The sequence below is a fragment of the Gemmata sp. genome, assembly GCF_051859125.1.
In the GTDB taxonomy this organism is placed as follows: Bacteria; Planctomycetota; Planctomycetia; order Gemmatales; family Gemmataceae; genus Gemmata.
Window position 1 is genome coordinate 40,547 of the sequence record NZ_JBHYGG010000235.1, and the last position, 19,530, is coordinate 60,076.

The window sequence follows — 19,530 nt, forward strand, 5'->3', positions numbered from 1 at the left end:
AGCCGCCCCCGCCTTTCGGTTGCGTTGCGGTTCACCGCGTCGTACCATCATTTCCCAGCGTCCCTCGGAGAGCGGGGAGAACTTTATGATCGTGCAATGTCCGCACTGCGCCGTCCGGCTCACGATCCCGGCCCCGCGGCCCGGTGACCCGCCCACCGAGTGCCCGGAGTGCGCCGGGATCTTCCTGCCGCAGCCCGCGACGGCCGCGGTGCCCCCCGTGCCCGAAGCGGCCGCGGTCGAGGACGACGACCCGTTCACCACGGCGGAACCCCGCCGCGCCCCCGAACCGGCCCCGAAGGGCCGCGGGGCCAAGGCAAAAGCGAAGGCCAAGGCCGGGGCCAAGCCCGAGAGGAAGTTCCCGGTGCTGCTCGTCGGCGGGGCGGTGCTCGCGATGGCCGCGGTCGTCGGCCTCGTCGTCGTGCTGATGAGCGGCGACAAGCCAAAGCCGGTTGCGGCGAACCCCGACCCCGAGCCGGCCCCGAAGAAGGTGGTCGCGCCGAAGAAAGACGGCCAACGGCCGCTGCCCCCGCAGCCCAAGCCGACGGTGCCGCCCGAGTTCGCGGAACTGTTCGCGGCCAGCGTGACGAACCGCCCGGCCCCGACCGTTCTCGTCCCGTCGCTCCAGAAGATCGGCCCCGACGATCTGACGGTCCCGCCGTTCGCGTCGAAGGCGGCCCCGCCCGAGGGCGGCGGGAAGATGACGATCGACGAGACCAAGAAGGCGACCGCGTACCTGAAGGTGTCGGCCGGGGCGGTCCGCGGGAGCGGGTCCGGGTTCGTGGTCCGGGCGACCGGCGACGAGTTGCTCGTGGCGACGAACCAGCACGTCATCAGCCCGCGGTCGGCCAGCCCGATCGACGGGCCGCCGCAGGTCACCGTCGTGTTCGAGAGCGGGCTCCCGGGCGAGTGGGAGCGGCCCGGCCAGGTCGTCGCCGCCGACGCGGAACTCGACCTCGCCCTGGTCCGCGTCACCAAGGCCGAGCGGGTGCCGAAGCCGATCGACCCGGACCTCGCTCCGAAGCTCGCCGAGCTGATGGAGGTCCGCATCTGCGGGTTCCCCTACGGCGACGCCCTCTCCATCGGCACGCGGAACCCGAACATCACCATCGGCCGCGGGGCCGTGTCGAGCATCCGGCTCAACGACGCCGGGGCCGTCGGCCGGGTGCAGCTCGACGGGTCGCTGAACCCCGGCAACAGCGGCGGCCCGGTGGTGGACACCGACGGCCGGCTCGCCGGGGTCGCGGTCGCCACGATCAAGGGGAGCGGCATCGGGCTGGCGATCCCGGCGCACGAACTCTCGGCGCTGCTCGCCGGCCGCGTGTACCCCGCGGTCGTGCTGTCGTCCGGGTCCGAGACCAACCAGGGCGCGTTCCGGGTGCTCGCGCCGCTCGCCGACCCGCTCGACCGCGTGAAGGGGGCGGCGCTGCACGTCTGGACCGGAGCGACCGTTCCCGCCCCCGAGGCCGACGACGAGGCCGGGTGGAAGCCGCTGCCGGGTGCGAACAAGGTCGAACTCGCCAGGGTCGACCTCGGGGCCACGACGCGGGCGATGGTCGGCGAGTTCCGCCTGCCGGCCGGCGCGAAGGCCCCGGCCGTCGCGCTCCAACTGGAGTGCCGCAGCGCGACCGGCGCGGTCCTCCGCTCGAAGCCGGTCGCGTACAAGTTCGTGCTCAACGGCGTGCAGTCGGCGAGCGACGCGATCCCGATCGAGACGTTCCGCAAGAACCTCGCGAAGTACGCCGGGCAGGTGGTCGCGGTCCGCGGGAAGCTGGTGCCCGGCACGCCGCGGCGCGGGGCCGTGTACGAGGTGACCGTGTCCGACGACTCCGACGTGCGGCCCGAGGGGCTCACGTTCGTCGCCGACCGCGAGGTCGCGACCCAGTTGAGCGAGATCCCGCCCGAGGACCAGGCGCTGCCGGTGCGGCTGACGCTCAAGGTCGGCACCCCGGCCGCGAACGGGACCGCGGCCGCCCGGGTCGCGCAGATCGACTTCATCGGCCGCGGGAACCGGATCGTCAGCACCGTGCCCGCCACCGAGCCGGCGGGCGACGAACTGGTGGCCCTGAACCGCGCGCCCGAGAAGTTCGTCGGCCAGGAGCTGACGGTGATGGCGTACCTGTCGCCGGTGGTCGCCGGCCGCGACGATGACCCGGAACTGTCGCTCCTGCTGTTCTCGGAGCAGCGGCCCGGGAACCTCCACTTCACGGCGTCGCCGGCGCTCGCGGCGAAGGTCCGCGACCCGGCGCTGCGGGGATTCCTGCACCCGGCCCGGGTCACCCTCAAGGTGGAGGCCAAGGAACTCGACGGCGTCGGCCCGCGGGTCGTCACCGTCAAGAAGATCGAACTGCTCGACCGCGCCGGCCGGCCCCGCTCGGTCCTGGAGTAGTGGGGAGAGGACAGACGCCTTCGGCGGCAGAGGACAGAAATCAGAGGACAGTCAAACCTCAGTGGGTATGCTGTTCTGTCCTCTGTCCTCTGCCGCCGAAGGCGTCTGTTGCTCCGCGGCAGTCCGCCTTTTCACGCCGCCGGTGTCGTGCTACCGTGCCCCCGGTTGTCGGCCGAGGTGGAGGGTGCGGGATGGCAAGCCGGTGGCAGGTCGTACTGGGGCTCACCGCCGTGGGAATCGCGGCGGCCCCGCCCATCGTGTACACGTCTCAGCACGCCGTGCAGTTCCGCAACCTCCGCGTCGTCACCGAGGGGGTCCTGTACCGGAGCGGCCAGCTCACGCCCGACGGGCTGAAGCGGGTCATCCACGAGAAGGGGATCAAGACCGTCGTGACGCTCCGCACGTCCCGCGTCGCCGGGCGGGCGTCGCCCGACGCCTGGGAGGAGGAGATGTGCGCGGCCCGCGGGGTGCGGCACGTCCGCATCGTCCCCCGGCTGTGGAGCCCGGACGAGGCCGGCGAGGTGCCAGCCGACGACGCGGTCCGCGAGTTCCTGGCGGTGATGGACGACAGGGCGAACTACCCGGTACTGGTCCACTGCTTCGCGGGCGTCCACCGCACCGGGACGATGTGCTCGGTGTACCGCATGGAGTACGACCGGTGGCCGTGCGACCGGGCGATCGAGGAGATGCGGACGTGCGGGTTCGACCCGATCGACATGCGGGACAACATCGCCGAGTACCTGCGGAACTACCAGCCGCGGTGGAAGCGGCCGGGTAGCGAAGGGGCCGCCGGGCGCATAGAGTAACCCGGTCGGCGCTCCTGCGAGGGTGGCGGAATTGGCAGACGCACTGGATTTAGGTTCCAGCGGGAGCGATCCCGTGGGGGTTCAAGTCCCCCCCTTCGCACTGAACACGCACTTTCTCACACGTCCAATCCTGAATCTTCAGCGGTGGTGTGCGGGTAGCCACAGTGAACGCACCGGTTTGCCAGGATGTTATGATTCATCCAAACCCCCACAAAAATGTCACGGCACCGCGGGCAGCGGAATGAGTAAACCCGCATCATACCGCAGAGCGCACCCAGACAACTTGGTACGACTGTCAACCCGAACGGGACCCCAAGCTTGCCGCCAAACCAGACCGCGGGCATAGAACTGAGGAACCCCAGCACCATCACGCGACGCCAGAACCGATGCCCCGCGAGCCCGTCATCAACGGCGGGCTGTGCGGGTTCCTCACCTGGGCGCGGGCGCGTCCAGAAGTATGCGGCCGCGAACAGCACGAGGTTCGCGACCGCCAGCAGTACCACGAACGCGAAGCACAACGTGCCAACGTCTGGAGAGTCCGAAGCGAACAGCATGTTGGCACCTCATGGAGCGGCACACGCCCGGCCGTTCGTTCCCCGGTCCGGCCTCACTCGTCCCAGTCCTTGCCCAGCGCATCGCCGGCGTCGCGGGTGACGACCGCCTTCAGCGTCGCCTCGGTGAGTCTCTTCAGGTCCAGCATCCGCACCGAGCCGTCGCACAGCGCCGCCAGGATCTTGTCGTCGCCGGTCACGCTCGTCAGCTTCGGGAACGGCTTCTTCGGGTCGAACGGGATGTCGTTCGGCTTCGCCCACTCTACCGCCTCGGCCGTCTCCACCACCATGAGCGTGTTCGACGTGCCGTCGGCCATGGCGTTGAGGGTGATTTGCTTCCCCGGCTCGAACGCCGCGCCCGGCCCCGAGAACCCGCGGTAGTGCGTGAACCCGCCCGGGGTCGCCGGCACCTGGGGCGACAGGAAGACCTTCACCACCGCCTGCGACGCCTTCTTGTTGTTCTCGCTGTCCCACGGCTCGTCGAGCTTGAACTGCTTGTACAGGTTGTCCTGCTCCAGGAACGGCAGGATGGCGACCCGCCAGCTCAGCAGCGGCTTGCCGTTCTTGTCGACGATGTCGCTCGGGAACCGCTGGTACGTGTCGTGGTAGCTGTGGACCGCGATGGCGATCTGCTTCAGGTTGTTCGAGGAAGTCATCCGGGCTGCGGCCGCCCGCACCTTCTGCACGGCCGGCAGCAGCAGCCCGACCATCACGCTCCCCGCTCCGTACACCGCAACGAGTTCCTTCGGCACCGCCAGGCTCGCGGTGAGCATCGCGCCGTCGCGCTTCACGAACGCCGCGGGGTTGGCCAGCCACTCGTCGGCCTGGTTGAGTGCCCCCAGACCGAACACCGTCAGCAGCGCCTCGGGCAGGGCGCCCGCCGGGCGCGGCCCCTTCTGCCCCAGGAGCCGCTTTTCGAGGTCGTCCTTCAGCTTCGCCAGTTCCGTGCGGGCGTACTCGGCCAGTACCTTGATCGCCTTCTCGGCGTCCTGCGCGTCTTCCGCCGTCTTGTACCCGGCGGCGAGGTCGAGCGTGATCGCCCCGCCGACGCTCGCCGACAGCGTGACGTGCTCGGCCTTCAGCAGCGCCTTGGCCTCGGCCGGCAGGTCGGCGAGCATACGGGCCGGCAGCGGGACCGCTTGAAGGTTGACCGCCGCGACGAACGGCTTGCCCGCCGCGGCGAGCTTGAGGGCGTACCCCATCGGTCCGGTCTTGGCCTTGCGGTCGGCGAACAGGAGGGCGAAGGTGCCCGACGGGCCGACGACGACGTGCTGCCGGTCGGGGAAGTACAGGTCGAACCCGGCGCCCGGAGCGGAGAACACGTCCTTCCCAGCGACGGCGGCCTTCTCCGCGCCCGGGGCGTAGGCCTTCACGACCTCGGCCGGGTCGAACGGGGCCGAGAACCGCAGCACGCCGAACGGGACCGGCGGCCCCTCGCCACCGCCCGGCACGAGGAACGCGGTCATCCGGTCGAACGTGGAGATCTTGGGGACGAACTGCTCGTCGAGGGCGGCGAGCGCCTTCGGGCCGGCCTTCTCGAACGTCTGCCGGAAGCCGGCCAGCGCGTCGCTCTTCCAGAGGTCGGCGGCCCGGACATGGACGAACCCCACGGCGTCGGACGGGACCAGGGCGAGGTCGGCCGGCAGCGCCGGCTCGGGCTGTGCCGCGGCGGCCGGTGGGGTGCCGGGCCGGAACAGGACGACCGCGGCCGCGAGACCGGCGAGCGCCGCAGCGGCAAGGGAACGGGTGGCGGAACGCATGCGAGAACCCTCACGGGTCGGGGAGGCCCCCGGTGATTCGGGGGCCGAGACGTGAACCGCCCCGCGGGCGCGCGGCCCGCGGGGCTCGGTCATCTTACGCGGATTACTCGTCGTCCGAAATCACCTCGCCGCCGGACTTCGTGATGTACGCCTTGAGCGTGTCCTTGGGCGGGATATTCGGCAGCGTGCGGACCGAGCCGTCGAACATGCCCACCAGCACCCGGCCGCTGGCGACCGCCCCGAGCAGTTTCGTCGGATCCTTCTCGGGGTCGAACTCCAGTTCGTCGGGCTTGGTCCACGGCACCGCGTCGGCCCCGGTCACGCACAGGAACGTGTTGGACGTGCCGTCGGCAATGTCGGTGAGCTTCCCGCCCTTGACCCAGTCGAACCCGGCCCCGTTGCCGACGAACACGCGAAAGTGCGTGTCGGTGCCGCCCTCGGGCGTCACCCCGGGGACCGCGTACACCTTCGGCATCTTCGCCAGCAGCTTCTTGTTGTTGGCGCTATCCCACGGCTCGTCGAGCTTGAACTGCTGGTAGAGGGCGTTCTGGTCGATGTACGGGAGGATGAGCACGCGCCAGCTCAGCAGCGGCTTGCCGGTCTTGTCGCACACGGCCGCCGGCGGCAACGTCCCGTTCGCGTCGTGGTAGCCGTGCATCGCCAGGCCGATCTGCTTAAGATTGTTCAGCGCCGTGAGCCGGGCGGCGGCCTCCTGGGTCTTCCTGCGGGCCTCGACGAACGCGCCGCCGAACGGCAGGTCGCCGGGGAGCGTCAGGGTCGCCTGCGTGTCGCTCCCGAGGGTCTCGAACCTCGCCCCCTTCAGCGCCGGCCCCGCGGCCCGCATCACGGCGAGGATGTCCCGGGCACCGGCGTCCTTGACGAGTTCCTTCAGCCCCTGGTCGAGTTGCTCCTGGAGCAGCGCGGCCAGCGCGCCGAGCACCTTCTCGCACTCGGTCGCCTGCTTCGCGCTGCCGGCCCGCACCCTCACGACGACCGTCGGGTCGGCGGCCAGGTCGAGCGTCGCGGAGATCGAGACGGCGTGGAACAGCGGCTGGAACGCGCGGACCTGCACGGGCACGTTGTCCCCGCGGATCTCGTCGGGCAGGTTGGCGAGCGTCGCCGCGGCCACGGCGGCGTACTTGCCGCTGGCGGCGGCCCTCAGCGCGTCGTCGAGCGGCCCCGGCTTGGCGGCCCGCGGCTTGGCGAACTCGTCGTACAGGTTCACGAGCACCACCGCGGTCCGGTCGTCGGGGGCAGTAACCTTCACCTTCGGGTCGTCGCGCCGCAGGAGCTTCGCGACCCCCTTCTCGATCCGCTCCTTCTCGAACGCCTTCGCGAAGGTCAGCACAAGCCCGTACTGGTCGGCGTCGCGCGGCCCCTTGAGGCTGGGTACGAACACCACGACCGACTTTACGTCCTCAACGGCGAACCCCAACTCGGCCTTGAGGCCGGTCGTGAACAGCTCGATCGTCTTCGGGTCGCTGTTACGGACGTTCTTCACGATCGCGCTGCCCCAGACCTTGGGAGCGTCGAGGTACCCGAACAGGGCCGCATCGGTCGGGACGTACCGGAGCCCGCCGGGAAGTTCGGCCGCAACCGGTTGCCCGGCGACTGCTTGTGGAACCTCGCGCGGCAGCGATGTGGCCGCAACGGCCGCCGCCAACGCCGCCAACCCGCCCCACCACCGGACGCCCTTCGGCTGCACCATGACCAGTTCCCCTCAAAGTGGTTCCGACGTGCCGCGACCCAACGTACCGGAGGATTCGCGTGAACTTGACGATATTTTCAAGGCGGTTGCAAACCCCGGGCGGCGGGCCGCGTTCAGTGAGAGGACGCCCCGCGGACCGAGCGGTTTCATTCGCCCCCGAACCGGACTAACCGCTCCGACCCCCGGAACCGTCGCGAAAAATCGAACCGTCCTCGCGCAAGTTCCAAGCCGGACTTGCATCCGTTCCCTCAGTGGGCAGTCTGGATTGTACAAAAGCAATCCAGGTTGCTCCTCCGGGTGCCCGTGCCGATCGGCCGGCGGGTCGGACTCGCGAGATCTCACCACCATTGAGGGTCAGTGATGTTCCGCTCTCTGCATCGCCGCCTGCTGTACGCCACCTTCGGCCTGAGTGCCCTCGCGGTCCTCCCGCTGACCGGTGTCGTCAGCGCCCAGCAGCGGACGTTCCGAAACAACTTCATCCCGTACGTCCCGCCGGGCTCGTTCCGCCCGCTGCTGGCCCCCGGCGCGCTCGGGGTCGCGGGCATCGGCGGCGGCGGGGTCGCGGGCCTCGGCGGCCAGATCCAGGGCCAGATCCAGGGCGGCATCCAGGGGATCGGCGGCCAGATCCAGGGCGGCATTGGCGGGATCGGAGGCCAGATCCAGGGCGGCATTGGCGGGATCGGGGGGATCGGCGGCATCGGCGGCGGGATCCAGGGCATCGGCGGCGGGATCGGGGGGATCGGCGGGTTCCAGGGCGGCATCGGCGGCGGGATCGGCGGGTTCCAGGGCGGGATCCAGGGCGGCATCGGCGGCGGGTTCCAGGGCGGGATCCAGGGCGGCATCGGCGGGATCGGAGGCATCGGCGGCGGTCTCGGCGGCGGGATCGGAGGCATCGGTGGCGGTCTCGGTGGGGGCATCGGCGGCGGCGGTGGGAACTTCATCGTCGGGCCGTTCCCGCAGATCGGGCCGGGCTACCTCGGCCAGGGCGGCGGCGCGCTGGGCGGCCAACTCGGCGGCATCGGTGGCGGCATCCAGGGCGGCATCGGTGGCATCGGCGGGATCCAGGGCGGCATCGGCGGGATCCAGGGCGGCATCGGCGGGTTCCAGGGCGGGATCCAGGGCGGGATCGGCGGGATAGGAGGGTTCCAGGGCGGGATCGGCGGGATCCAGGGCGGGTTCGGCGGCCAGATCCAGGGCGGGTTCGGCGGGATCCAGGGCGGGTTCGGCGGCCAGATCCAGGGCGGGTTCGGCGGCGGGATCCAGGGCGGGTTCGGCGGCCAGTTCCAGGGCGGGATCGGCGGCATCGGCGGGAAGATCGGGTTCAGCGGCGAGTACGGCAACTGACCCGGCCCGACGGATCGAGCGCAGCGGCGGCCCGTGACGAGTTCACGGGCCGCTCCCATTTCCGGCCCCCGGCCCGCGGGGGCGGTTGCCATCGACGCCCTTCGCCCCGGCTCCCTATAATCCCGAATCCACCACCACCGGCAGCAGCGGGAGCCGTCATGCACGAGCGCATTGCGTACACGGGGATCACGTTCGACGACGTGCTCCTGGAGCCGGGGTACAGCGACGTCGTCCCCCGCGACACCGACGTCCGCACCCAGCTCACCCGGAACGTGAAGATCAACATCCCGATCGTGTCCAGCCCGATGGACACCGTCACCGAGAGCGGGCTGGCCGTCGCCCTGGCCCAGGAGGGCGGGATCGGGATCATCCACAAGAACCTGACCGTCGCCCGGCAGACCCGCGAGGTCGACAAGGTGAAGCGGAGCGAGAACGGGATCATCACCGACCCGATCACGCTCCCGCCCGACGACACCGTGGGCCACGCCCGCCGGGTCATGGAGGAGCACCACGTCAGCGGCGTCCCGATCACCACCGGCGACGAGAAGCAGCTCCGGGGGATCCTGACCCGCCGCGACCTGAAGTTCCTCGACGACAACAACCAGAAGTTGCAGGAGGTGATGACCAGCAAGAACCTGGTGACCGCCCCCGAGACCACCACGCTCGAAGAGGCGGAAAAGATCCTCACCCGAAATAAGGTGGAGAAACTGCTCCTGGTGGACGATCAATTCAGACTGAAGGGGTTGATCACGATCAAGGACATCGACAAGATCCTGAAGTTCCCCAATGCGTGTAAGGACGCGCGGGGGCGGCTGAAGGTCGGGGCCGCGATCGGGGTCAACGACTTCGACCGGGCCGCGTCGCTGATCGAGGCCGGCGTGGACGTGCTGGTCGTGGACTCGGCCCACGGGCACAGCCGCAACGTGATCGAGACGGTCCGCGGGCTGAAGAAGCGGCACGCGATCGACGTGATCGCCGGCAACGTGGCCACCGCCGAGGGCGCGAAGGCCCTGGCCGACGCCGGGGCCGACGGCATCAAGTGCGGCATCGGGCCGGGGTCCATCTGCACGACGCGGATCGTGTCGGGCGTGGGCGTGCCGCAGATGTCGGCGATCGCCAACGTGGCCCGGGGGCTGGCCGGGACCGGGGTGCCGCTGATCGCCGACGGCGGCGTGCGGTACTCGGGCGACATCACCAAGGCACTGGCCGGCGGGGCGTTCTCGGTCATGATCGGCGGGCTGTTCGCCGGCCTCGACGAGAGCCCCGGGCAGACGATCCTGTACCGCGGGCGGTCGTTCAAGCAGTACCGCGGGATGGGGTCGCTCGGGGCGATGATGGCCGGCAGCGCCGACCGGTACCACCAGGGCCGGGACGGGAACTCCGCCACCCCCGGGAACGGAAAGTTGGTGCCCGAGGGGGTCGAGGGGCGGGTCCCGTTCAAGGGCCACCTCGCCCCGTTCGTGTACCAGTTGGTCGGCGGCCTGCGGGCCGGGATGGGGTACTGCGGCTGCAAGACGCTGGAGGAACTGCGGGCCAGGGCCCGGTTCATCCAGGTGACGGCCGCGTCGGTCCAGGAGAGCCACCCGCATGACATCTTTATCACTCACGAAGCCCCGAACTACAGCTCCGCGGAAGCGAGCGGCGGGGACGGCGTTTAGCGCGGCGTGCGTCGCCGCGGCCCTCGCGGCACTGGGCGCCAGCGCCGCGGCGCAGCCGCCCGCCGGGGTGCCCAGCGCGCTGGCCGCGCCGCCCCTGGCGGTCCCGCTGCCGCCCGCGGACGCGCAGGCTCAGCCGCCGGCCCCGCAGCCGGACCCGAAGAAGGCCGACCCGAAGCAGCCCCCGGTCCTCGGCGGCGACCCGCAGCCGAAGCTCGGCGGCGACCCGCAGCCGAAGGGCGACATTGAGAAGCGGTCCACCCCGGAAGAGCAGGCCGCGCTGGACCGGAGCAAGTACACGGCCCTCCCCAAGCCCGAGGACGTGTTCCACATCTACGACAACGCGCAGCTCGAGCAGATCATCATGAACTCGATCCGCCAGGCCGACCGCCAGCGGAACGTGAAGATGGACGAGAACTACGCCGCGACCCTCAGGTTCCCGCCGGTCGCGCCCGTCGGCGGCAACGCGCCGTACGTCGCGAAGACGTCCGCGTACCCGCCGATGCAGACGGCGTACGACGCGCTGTACGTCGTCCACCGCCGTCTCCACTTCGAGGAGAAGAACGCCGAGCGGTACGGGTGGGACCTGGGCATCGTCCAGCCGCTCGTGTCGGCCCTGTACTTCTACAAGGACGTGATGCTCTGGCCGCAGAGCCTGGCGTCGGGCTTCGCCTACGGGTTCTGGGACACCAGCGCCGGCAAGTGCCTGCCCGGCACGCCCGTGCCGTACTACCTGTACCCGCCGGGCCTGACGATCACCGGCACCGCCTTCGAGGGCGTCGTCATGACCGGCCTGGCGTTCGTCTTCCCGTGACCAACGCTCCGCGGGGTTTCGAGTTCAACGTTTCAAGTTCGGGCGCGGGGTCGGGGCCGCGGGTGTACCATACCTACACCCGCACCCGCGATCTCCCGAACGCGAACCGTGAAACTCGAACCTCGAAACCCCGCCTGGCTCGTCCCCCGGACCGCCTACGCGCACGTCCCGTTCTGCGGCCACCACTGCGGGTACTGCGACTTCGCCGTCATCTCCGGCCACGACCACCTCATCGACCACTACCTCGACGCCCTCGACATCGAGATGAGCGCCCTCGGCGCGCCCCGCCCCGTCGAGACGCTGTTCATCGGCGGCGGCACCCCGACGTACCCGAACCCGGCCCAGTTCGAGCGGCTCCTGGCGACCGTGAACCGGTGGCTGCCGTTGCAGTCCGAGGCGAGCGGGGGGCGTAAGCCCTCCGAGTGTGTCGAATACCCCACGCCTCGGGGGGCGTACGCCCCCCGCTCGCCAGGGCCGGAGTTCTCCATCGAGTCCACGCCCGACAGCCTCACGGCCGAGAAGGCGGCGATCTTCGCGGCGCGCGGCGGGACGCGGGTGAGCATCGGGGTGCAGTCGTTCCGCCCGGAGTCGCTCGCGGCGCTCGACCGCCGGCACACCGCCGAGCAGATCCCGGCCGCGGTCCAGGCGGTCCGTGCCAACGGGCTGCACCTGTCGCTCGACCTGATCTTCGCGGCCCCGGGCTCGACGCTCGACGCGTGGGCCGCCGACCTCGACGCCGCCCTCGCGCTCGGCCCGGACCACGTCTCGACCTACGGCCTCACCTACGAGAAGGGCACGCCGCTGTGGAAGCAGCGCCGCAGCGGCCGCGTCGCGGTCGTGCCCGAAGAGGACGAGCTGGCGATGTACGAGTTGGCCATCGACCGGCTGACCGCAGCCGGGTTCGAGCACTACGAGGTGAGCAACTTCGCGAGGCCCGGGCACCGCACCCGCCACAACGAGCGGTACTGGGCGAACGAGGCGTACTTCGGGTTCGGGGCCGGCGCGGCGCGGTACGCCGGCGGGGTCCGCGAGTTGAACACCCGCGACACGAAGGCGTACGTTCGGAAGGTGCTCTCGGGCGAGTCGCCGACGTTCCAGTCGGAGCAGTTGGACCCGCGGGAGCGGGCGTTCGAGACGGTCGGCACGCAGTTGCGGCGCATGAGCGGGATCGCCCGTGGCCGGTTCGCCGGGCAGACCGGGTTCGGGCTCGACGACCTACTGGGCGACCGGCTGAAGCGGTTGGTGGACGGCGGGCTGCTGGCCGACGACGGCGACTCGGTGCGGCTCACGCGCCGCGGGCTGTTCGTCGCCGACGCGGTGATCGAGGAGCTGATGAAGGCGCTGGAGGCGTAGCGCCGCGGTTCGCCACGGACGAACCACAGAAGTGCGGGCGGATCTGGGCTCGCAGGGAACACCACGGTGAGCGCCCAGCGGGGGACCGGGGCTCACTCACTTCTCGTCCTTCGGTGCTGGGAACCGAAACACTTCCTTCCACAGCGCCGGGTCGAACTTGCTCCGACGCACGTCTCTCTCAATCACGACTGTTTTCACTGGTTTCGGCAGGACCACGAACGCATACGGAGCCTTGGCCGCCTCCTTTGCCACCTCCCTGACCTCCTTCGCCTCATCCGCCGCTTTCTCGCGCTCGTTTCGCGTGTCGTCGATCGGCGGTATGCGGGCCCTGAGTTCAACGGAGTACAGACGAGCCCGGTACCCGATTACGACATCCGCTCCCCGATTCCGAGGTGTCACCTCACACTCGTCACACGACCCGGCGAAGATCGCCACGACGAAGTGCGACTCGAAGTTAACGTCCAACTCTTGGCACTGCTCGGTGAACGGCGGGTCTTGGGTCGGCCCCCGGTGCTGCTTCCACAACTCTTTCCACGCAGCCGCATTTGTGACGACGGCGGCCTGCTCTTTGAGAATCGCACTGTGCGTGCCACACAGGACGAGCGTCGGCTTGAGCGCCGCTTCCTTCGGCTCCTGGGCGCGAGCCGGGTAGGCGAGCACGAGCACGACGCACAGGTTAAACGCGATACGGACACACATGGGCGTACCTTCCCCAGGGGCTAGCCACCTCAGGCCAACTGCCCGCGTCAGGTCACTCGCGCAGGTCGCTCTCGGTGAACAGGGTGAACCCGTTGCCCTCGAGCGCCGCGGCGGCCGACTCGAAGTCGTCGACGTGGACGGCGATGGCGGTGTTCCCGAGCGGGCCGACGCCGGTGAGCAGCGGGTACATGTAGCAGATGTTGATCTCGGCGCTGAGCAGCGCCTTGGTGATGGTGAGCAGCGGGCGGTCGTCGTCGGGCAACTTGACGACGATCAGGTCGCTCTCGGTGAACGGGTACTTCGCGGCGGTGAGCACCTCGTACCCCCGCTCGTAGTCGCTGGGCACGAGCCGGATGATCGCGCAGTCGGCCGTCTCGACGACGGTGAGCGACACGACCCGCACGTCGGTGGACTCGAACTTGCGGACCAGTTCGAGCAGCGCCCCCATGCGGTTGGCGAGGAACACGTTGAACTGCCGGACGCTGGGCCAGTCCCGGCCCCGCGACGTCTGGTACTCGACCCCCGCCTCGTCCCCGAAGCTCATGAACGGCCCTTTGTAAGATGAGAGGACGGAACCCCAGGGGACGGACGAGCAGGTGCCGCAGCGCCCGCGCGTCCCTCACCTGGCCCCTGCGCTTCTGATGTTCTGGCCTCGGACCCCCGTGGCGACGGCCGGCCCCGCGGGCCGGCCACGAACCGCCCGGCCCGCGGTCACACGCCGGGGACCGGCGGCCCCGGGAGCTTCGCCCCCGCCGCGGCCGCGACCGCCGCCCGCCGCTGGGTCCACCACTTCCACACGATCGGCAGCACCGACGCGACGATCACCATCGCGGCCAGCTTGTCGATGTGCTTGGCCCACGTGAAGTCCGGCCTGTCGAGGAGCCGCTGGAACATCGGGTCGGCCACCGGGATGAGGTAGTAGCCGAACAGCAGCATGCTCGTGATCCAGGCGACGCCGCCGATCACGTTGTAGGAGAGGAACGTCCGGTACTCCATCCGGGCGGCCCCGGCGACGACCGGCACGAACGTCCGCACGATCGGCACGAACCGGGCGAAGATCACCGTCTTCCCGCCGTGCCGCTCGTAGAACTCCCGGGCCTTCTGGAGGTACTCCTGCCTGAACAGCCGGCTCGACGGGCGGCGGAACAGCGCGGGACCGGTGCGGTAGCCGATCCAGTACCCGACCGTGTCGCCGACCACCGCCGCGACGCACAGGCACCCGAGGAACGGCCACAGCGGCCAGTCGCTGAGCTGGGCCACGACGCCGAGGACGACCAGGAGCGAGTCCCCGGGGAGGAGGAACCCGATCAGCAGGCCGGTCTCGGTGAACACGATCAGGGTGACGGCGCACAGGGCGGCCCACATCACGCCCGGCTGGTTGAGCGCGGCTTTGAAGGCGTCCGGGTTCGTGAGGTTCCGCGGGTCGATGAGCGTCCCGACGATGTTCGCGACCTGAGCGAAGAACGACTCTTCCATGTCCGGCCCGCCGGGAACGTATGACGGAGCACCGGGCTTGTGCCCGCGCGCTGGCGTTGGGGTTAGCGTATTGCAAACGGGGGGGCTTGGGAAAGCCCAACCGGATTCGGCGCGGCCGGGCGAGCCACCCTCTTCGGCGAGCGGGGGACGTAAGTCCCCCGGTAGAACCGCGATTCTCACTCACCGGGGGACTTACGTCCCCCGCTCGCCCAGATCACACCGACACCGGCGCGGCCGGCGAGCCTCGCGCCGGAGCCGCGGTCACTTCTTGCGGAGCAGCGTCAGGACCATCATGTCCTCGCCCTCGCCCTTGAAGTCCTTGGGCCGGTCCTTCGTCAGCCCCTTCGAGAACGTGATGACGAGTTCCAGCCCCTTGTCGGTCTCCTTCGCCTCGTACAGGCCGAGCACCTTCTCGTCCGGCCCGACGGACAGGTCGATGTGGGCCGGCTTCTTCGACGGGTCGAGGGCGAACTTCACGCTCTCGGTCCGCTTCTCGCCCTTGATCGAGAGGGTGCCGTCCTTGATCTCGACGCCCTTGGCCTCGTCCTTCTTCTTGTCGTCGGGCTTCCCGTTGACGAGGACCGAGACGACCTCGTACTTGCCGTCGAGCTTCTTGGCCGCGTCGGCCCTCTCGTCGGCCCGCAGGACCGGGGCCGCGAGGGCCAGGAACGCGGCGGCCGCGATCAACTTCCGCATGGTGAACCTCCTGGCGAGAAATTCGAAGCACGAAGCACGAAACGAAGCACTCGATTCAACCGCCGCTTTCGTGCTTCGAATTTCGTGCTTCGAATTTACTTATCCCACGTTACTTCTTCTCCTCGGCCTTCTTCAGCTTCATGAGCATCCCCTCGCCCTCGGACTTGAACTCCTTGGGGCGGTCGGCTTCCTTCTCGTGGAACACGATGGTGACCTCGCCCTTCTCGACCTTGTAGATGCCGGGGAACGTCTTACCCTTCTCCGGCCCGTCCGACGGGAGGATGTCGATGGTGGCCGGCGTCTTCGCCCCGTCCACCTTGAGCTTCGCCTTCTTCTCCTCGCCCCCGACGGTGATGGTCAGGGCGTCGCCCTTGATGCTCACCTTCAGCCCGTCCATGACCTCCTTCGGGGCCGCCTTCCCGCCCTTCTCCAGGACGGTGACGACGTAGCTCCCCTCGAGTTCCTTGAGGGCCTTCTCGTCGGCGAGCGCGACCCCGGCGAGCGAGACCGCCAGCAGCGACGCGGCAACAGCGAACCGTTTCATGGCAACCCTTCGGTGTGACGCGGACGGACGCGGGTGATGAGCCCCGCCGGGCGTAGTGTACCCGTGCCGGGGCCGAACGCAATGGACCCAACAGTGGTGAGTGGTGGGTTGGTAGTTGGCGAACCCTGAGCGCCAGCGAGGGGTGACGCGCCCCCCCCCTTCGCTGGCGCTCAGGGTTCGCCCGGATACGTCCACTGCCCACTCCCGAAGGCGTCACTTGTCCTTCTGCTTCTTCAGCACGAGGATCATGGCCTTGGTGTCCTTCTCGGTCTTGAACTCCTTGGGGCGGTCGGCGGGCTTGTCCGACTCGACGCCGCAGATCGTCAGCGTGTCGCCGTCCACCTTGTAGATCCCGTGGACGACCTTCTCCTTGCCCCCCTCGGTGCTCGTGATGGTGATCTCGGCGGGGGACTTCGAGGCGTCGGCCTTGAACGCGGCCGCGTCCTCCTTGCCGCCCTTCTTGGTGACGATCTGGTCGCCCTTGATGACGAGCGTCCGGTCGGCCTCGGGCTGCTTGGTGATGAACTCGGCGGGGATCTTCTCGCCGTTGGCCTCGACGCCGACGAGCAGGTAGGTGCCGTCGAGCTTGGCCGCCTTCTTGTCCTCGGCCGCCAGGCCCAGGCCCGCAACCAGCACGGCCGCGATTCCGAACAGTGCCCGCATCGCATCGCTCCAGGGGAGATGTTTGGTCGAACCGCCCGCGCACCGGGCGCGGCGTTGAAGGTACCCGCCCGCGGCCGCCCCCGCCAGTCGTCGGTCGCCGGGTTCGCTCACTTCGCCGCGGCCCGGTCGAACACCGCGAAGGCGTCGGGCAGCGCCTCGCGAACGATCACGAGGTGCTCGACGCCGGGGTACTCCTTGTAAGTCAGCGCCTTTGCGCTAGCGGCCGCCAGCGCCGCGTTTAACCCGCGTGCGCCGGCGAGCGCGTACGGGTCCTTGTCGCCAACGCCCACGAACACCGGCACCGCCGCGAGCGCCTCGGGCTTCGCGAGCCGGCCGCCCCCGCCGAGCGCCGCCACGCCCGCGTACTTCCCGGTCGCGGCCAGTTCCAGGGCCCGCGCCGCGCCCATCGAGTGCCCGACGAGGAACACCCGCTTCGGGTCGAGCGGGTAGCGCGCGCCGAGCTTCGCGACGATCTCGGCGACCGGCGGGCCGGTCAGCCCGAGCCCGCACTCGGGGGCGATCAGCACCCAGCGGCGGTCCTCGCACTCCTTCACGATCCGGCCGGCCCCGTAGGCCTCGAAGAACGCACTCGCGCCCACGCCGATCCCGTGCAGCGCGACCACGACCGGCACCGGCTTCGCCGGGTCGAGCCCCTTGGGAACGTAGACGCGGCACGGGGCCGACTTCTTCGCGCCGAGCGGCACCGAGAGCCAGAACTGCCCGTGCCGCGCCGGGGTGAAGAACGGCTCGCCGTCGAGCATCGCCTCGGCGTTCGTGAGCAGCCCGGCCGCGGGGAGGTCGCTGTCCGGTGCGTCCCCCGCGACGAGTCCCGCGAGCACCCGCGAGCGGTCGCGGACCGTCGCCTGCTCGATCGTCTCCAGCTTCTCCCAGGCGTCGGCCGCCTTCGCGAGCGCCGCGACGCGGGCCTTGAGGTCGGCGACCTGCGACACGCCGACGGCCACGGGGCGGAGTTCCTTCGCGCCGTCGGCGAGGAAGTACAGCTTGCGGTCGAGGCCGCGGGCGTCGCCGAGCGGCGGAACCGGCAACTTCACCGTGACCGGGAACTCGCGCGGCCTCACGGTCACGACGTCCTTGTTCGTGAACCACAGTTGCAGCTCGAGCGCCTTCGGCCACTCGCCCTTCACCGGGTACAGCGGGCGGACCGTGACCGAGAGTTCCCTCGCGGCCCCGTCGAGCACGCGGTGCTCGGGCGCAGCGTCGAGGCTCCACACCCACTGCCGGCCGGCCGACGGCCCGGCGTCGGACGCGAGCGCGAAGGTCGCGAGGTCGAGCGTGCGGCCCGCCTCGCCGAGGTTCAGAGCGAAGAACTGCTTCGTCGCGTTCGGGAGGACCGCCAGGGCGCGGCCCCGTGCGGCGGGGTCGTCCACCTTCTCCCACGCGGCCTCGAACGCCTTGAGCCGGCGGCCGACCTCGTAGCGCTGCGGGCGCTCGGGCTGCGAGTGCGCGACCGCCGGGAGCAGGAGCACGAGCAGAGCGGCGACTCGCATGGGGCACGCCCTTCACGATCAAGAAGAAAGTTATCCGCAGATTCCGCAGATGGACACAGATTAGAAGTCAGAGGACAGAAGTCAGAGATCAGGGTGCTGTGTTGAATTCATGGCGAGATCCGCCGGACGCGGCTGGCGGGCCGCCACGGAGGGCGGCCCCTACCAGATGCATTGCGTTTGGTTTGTAGGGGCCGCCCTCCGTGGCGGCCCGCGTGAGGCCAAGGAATTCGACACAGCATTCTGTCCTCCGTCTGAAAATCTGCGTCCATCTGCGGAATCTGCGGATCAACTGCTGGCGTCTTCAACGCTGCGCAATCCGGCTTGAATCGCGACCGTTGAAAGAGTTACAAACTGTCGGGGGAACCCGTTCGCGCTCCGAAAAAGGAATTTCACCATGACGCGCCACCTGTGCTGGGTCGCGGTGCTGGCCGTGTGCACACTGCCCGACTGGGCGTCGGCGTGCTGGCCCCGGTGGGCCGCCCGCCACGACTACTACCACGGGTACGCTCACTACGAACCGGCCCACTACCCGTCGCACCATGTGTACCCCCTCGGGGTGCCGTGCTGCCCGCCCGCGTGCGTCGCCCCGCCGGTGACCAGCTACCCGCTCGCGCCGCCGCGGGTCGAGGCCGTGCCGAAGGCCGCGCCGTCCAGCGCCGGGGCCACCCGGCCGCGGCCCCCGGCCAACCCGCCGTCCGACGTGCGGCCCGCCGGCGGAACGACGGACCCGGTGGCGTCGCCGAACGTCCCGGCCGTGATGCCGGCGCGGAAGGACCCGCCGCCCGTCGCCGCGACCGAGACCGCCCCGCCGCGAAAGGCCGCCCCGCCCGCCGCGGGGGCCACCGACACCCAACCGCTGCCGAAGTTCCCCGGCGTGGACACCCCGAGTGACACCGGAGCGCTGCCGAAGCTCGTGGTGCCGAAGGAACCGGAGTTCGCGCCGGTCCCGGCGCCGAAGGGGCCGGCGAGTGTCCCCGAGCGGCCCGCCGTTCCGACGCCGGCACCGGCCCCCGAGCCGAAGGCCCCGGCGCTCGAGTTCCCCCGCGAGTCGGGCGGGGCCGCGGTCCCCGGCCCGGCCCCGCCGCTGCCCGACGGGCTGATCCCGTCGCCGGCGGTCCCCGAACTCCCCGAGCCCGGGAAGCCGAGTTCGCTCCCGTCGCTGACGCTCCCGCCCGACTCGCCGGTCGCCCCGCAGAAGTCGGTGTCCCGGTCCAGCCCGCTGGCCGCGGGGCGCGGCGCCGGCCCGACGGTGAGCGTGTTCCCGGCCCGGTCGGACCGCGACGCCGCCGACGGCCGCAAGACGGTCGGGTTCTACAACCACACCGACCGCGACGTGAGCCTGACCATCGAGGGCCGGGCGGTGACGCTCCCGGCGCGGACGTACCTGTCGGCGAAGCTCGCCCCGACGTTCACCTGGGGCCACGGTGCCGCCCCGGCCGTGCGCGAGGCCGTCCCCGCCGGCGCGAGCGGCCTTGACGTCGTGTTCCGGGACTGAGGCGAAGTCCGAGGGATTCCTCTCTGTAGCCGGCCTCTGTGAGGCCGGGCCTGCGGGTCTCGCACAGGCCCG

The 19,530-nt window shown here is 70.3% G+C and carries 16 protein-coding genes and 1 tRNA gene; 8 read left to right on the plus strand and 9 right to left on the minus strand.

Going from position 1 to position 19,530, the window contains the following annotated elements; genetic code table 11:
* Positions 1–85: 85 nt before the first annotated feature.
* The 3 genes from ACTIGN_RS18885 to ACTIGN_RS18895 all read left to right on the plus strand — a co-directional run bounded on the left by ACTIGN_RS18885 (position 86) and on the right by ACTIGN_RS18895 (position 3,292).
* A complete protein-coding gene (locus tag ACTIGN_RS18885; protein WP_439626633.1) occupies positions 86–2,386 on the plus strand; it encodes a S1 family peptidase in 2,301 nt (766 codons plus the stop codon).
* 191 nt (positions 2,387–2,577) lie between these two features.
* Complete coding sequence (locus ACTIGN_RS18890; RefSeq protein ID WP_439626635.1) at positions 2,578–3,192, plus strand: dual specificity protein phosphatase family protein; 615 nt, start codon at positions 2,578–2,580, stop codon at positions 3,190–3,192.
* A gap of 16 nt (positions 3,193–3,208) precedes the next feature.
* Positions 3,209–3,292 (plus strand) — tRNA-Leu (locus ACTIGN_RS18895).
* 507 nt (positions 3,293–3,799) lie between these two features.
* Here the strand turns inward: ACTIGN_RS18895 and ACTIGN_RS18900 are convergent.
* Entirely contained in the window at positions 3,800–5,503 is a 1,704-nt protein-coding gene (locus ACTIGN_RS18900; RefSeq protein ID WP_439626637.1) for a DUF1559 family PulG-like putative transporter, read from the minus strand.
* 103 nt (positions 5,504–5,606) lie between these two features.
* The gene (locus ACTIGN_RS18905) at positions 5,607–7,211 is read right to left on the minus strand and encodes a DUF1559 family PulG-like putative transporter (RefSeq protein WP_439626639.1); all 1,605 of its coding nucleotides are present in this window, start codon (positions 7,209–7,211) and stop codon (positions 5,607–5,609) included.
* 360 nt (positions 7,212–7,571) lie between these two features.
* Here ACTIGN_RS18905 and ACTIGN_RS18910 point away from each other — a divergent pair, with 360 nt between their 5' ends.
* From ACTIGN_RS18910 to ACTIGN_RS18925, 4 genes are all read left to right on the plus strand, one after another.
* Positions 7,572–8,555, plus strand: a complete 984-nt coding sequence (locus ACTIGN_RS18910) for a hypothetical protein (RefSeq protein ID WP_439626641.1) — start codon at positions 7,572–7,574, stop codon at positions 8,553–8,555.
* Between the two features lie 158 nt (positions 8,556–8,713).
* Complete coding sequence (guaB, locus tag ACTIGN_RS18915; protein ID WP_439626643.1) at positions 8,714–10,213, plus strand: IMP dehydrogenase; 1,500 nt, start codon at positions 8,714–8,716, stop codon at positions 10,211–10,213.
* On the plus strand, positions 10,143–11,024 hold the full coding sequence (locus ACTIGN_RS18920) for a hypothetical protein (protein WP_439626645.1): 882 nt from the start codon (positions 10,143–10,145) through the stop codon (positions 11,022–11,024). The genes guaB and ACTIGN_RS18920 overlap by 71 nt, the downstream gene beginning before the upstream one ends.
* A gap of 108 nt (positions 11,025–11,132) precedes the next feature.
* On the plus strand, positions 11,133–12,377 hold the full coding sequence (locus tag ACTIGN_RS18925; RefSeq protein ID WP_439626647.1) for a coproporphyrinogen-III oxidase family protein: 1,245 nt from the start codon (positions 11,133–11,135) through the stop codon (positions 12,375–12,377).
* Between the two features lie 96 nt (positions 12,378–12,473).
* On the opposite strand, the gene ACTIGN_RS18930 is transcribed toward ACTIGN_RS18925, so the two are convergent.
* The 7 genes from ACTIGN_RS18930 to ACTIGN_RS18960 form a co-directional block, all read right to left on the minus strand.
* On the minus strand, positions 12,474–13,076 hold the full coding sequence (locus tag ACTIGN_RS18930) for a hypothetical protein (protein ID WP_439626648.1): 603 nt from the start codon (positions 13,074–13,076) through the stop codon (positions 12,474–12,476).
* Positions 13,077–13,128: 52 nt separating this feature from the next.
* Positions 13,129–13,620, minus strand: a complete 492-nt coding sequence (locus ACTIGN_RS18935) for an acetolactate synthase (RefSeq protein ID WP_439626649.1) — start codon at positions 13,618–13,620, stop codon at positions 13,129–13,131.
* 167 nt (positions 13,621–13,787) lie between these two features.
* Complete coding sequence (locus ACTIGN_RS18940) at positions 13,788–14,552, minus strand: DedA family protein (protein ID WP_439626651.1); 765 nt, start codon at positions 14,550–14,552, stop codon at positions 13,788–13,790.
* 261 nt (positions 14,553–14,813) lie between these two features.
* Positions 14,814–15,248 (minus strand): TIGR03067 domain-containing protein, encoded by a 435-nt coding sequence (locus ACTIGN_RS18945; protein WP_439626652.1) that lies wholly within the window; start codon positions 15,246–15,248, stop codon positions 14,814–14,816.
* 109 nt (positions 15,249–15,357) lie between these two features.
* Positions 15,358–15,792 carry a TIGR03067 domain-containing protein gene (locus ACTIGN_RS18950; RefSeq protein ID WP_439626654.1) on the minus strand — a complete coding sequence of 145 codons (435 nt, stop codon included), beginning with the start codon at positions 15,790–15,792 and terminating at the stop codon, positions 15,358–15,360.
* A gap of 213 nt (positions 15,793–16,005) precedes the next feature.
* Positions 16,006–16,455 carry a TIGR03067 domain-containing protein gene (locus ACTIGN_RS18955; protein WP_439626656.1) on the minus strand — a complete coding sequence of 150 codons (450 nt, stop codon included), beginning with the start codon at positions 16,453–16,455 and terminating at the stop codon, positions 16,006–16,008.
* A gap of 107 nt (positions 16,456–16,562) precedes the next feature.
* Positions 16,563–17,963, minus strand: coding sequence for a dienelactone hydrolase family protein (locus tag ACTIGN_RS18960; RefSeq protein WP_439626658.1), 1,401 nt, complete (start codon positions 17,961–17,963; stop codon positions 16,563–16,565).
* Between the two features lie 394 nt (positions 17,964–18,357).
* On the opposite strand from ACTIGN_RS18960, the gene ACTIGN_RS18965 reads away from it, so the two are divergent.
* A complete protein-coding gene (locus ACTIGN_RS18965; RefSeq protein WP_439626660.1) occupies positions 18,358–19,458 on the plus strand; it encodes a hypothetical protein in 1,101 nt (366 codons plus the stop codon).
* Positions 19,459–19,530: the final 72 nt, after the last annotated feature.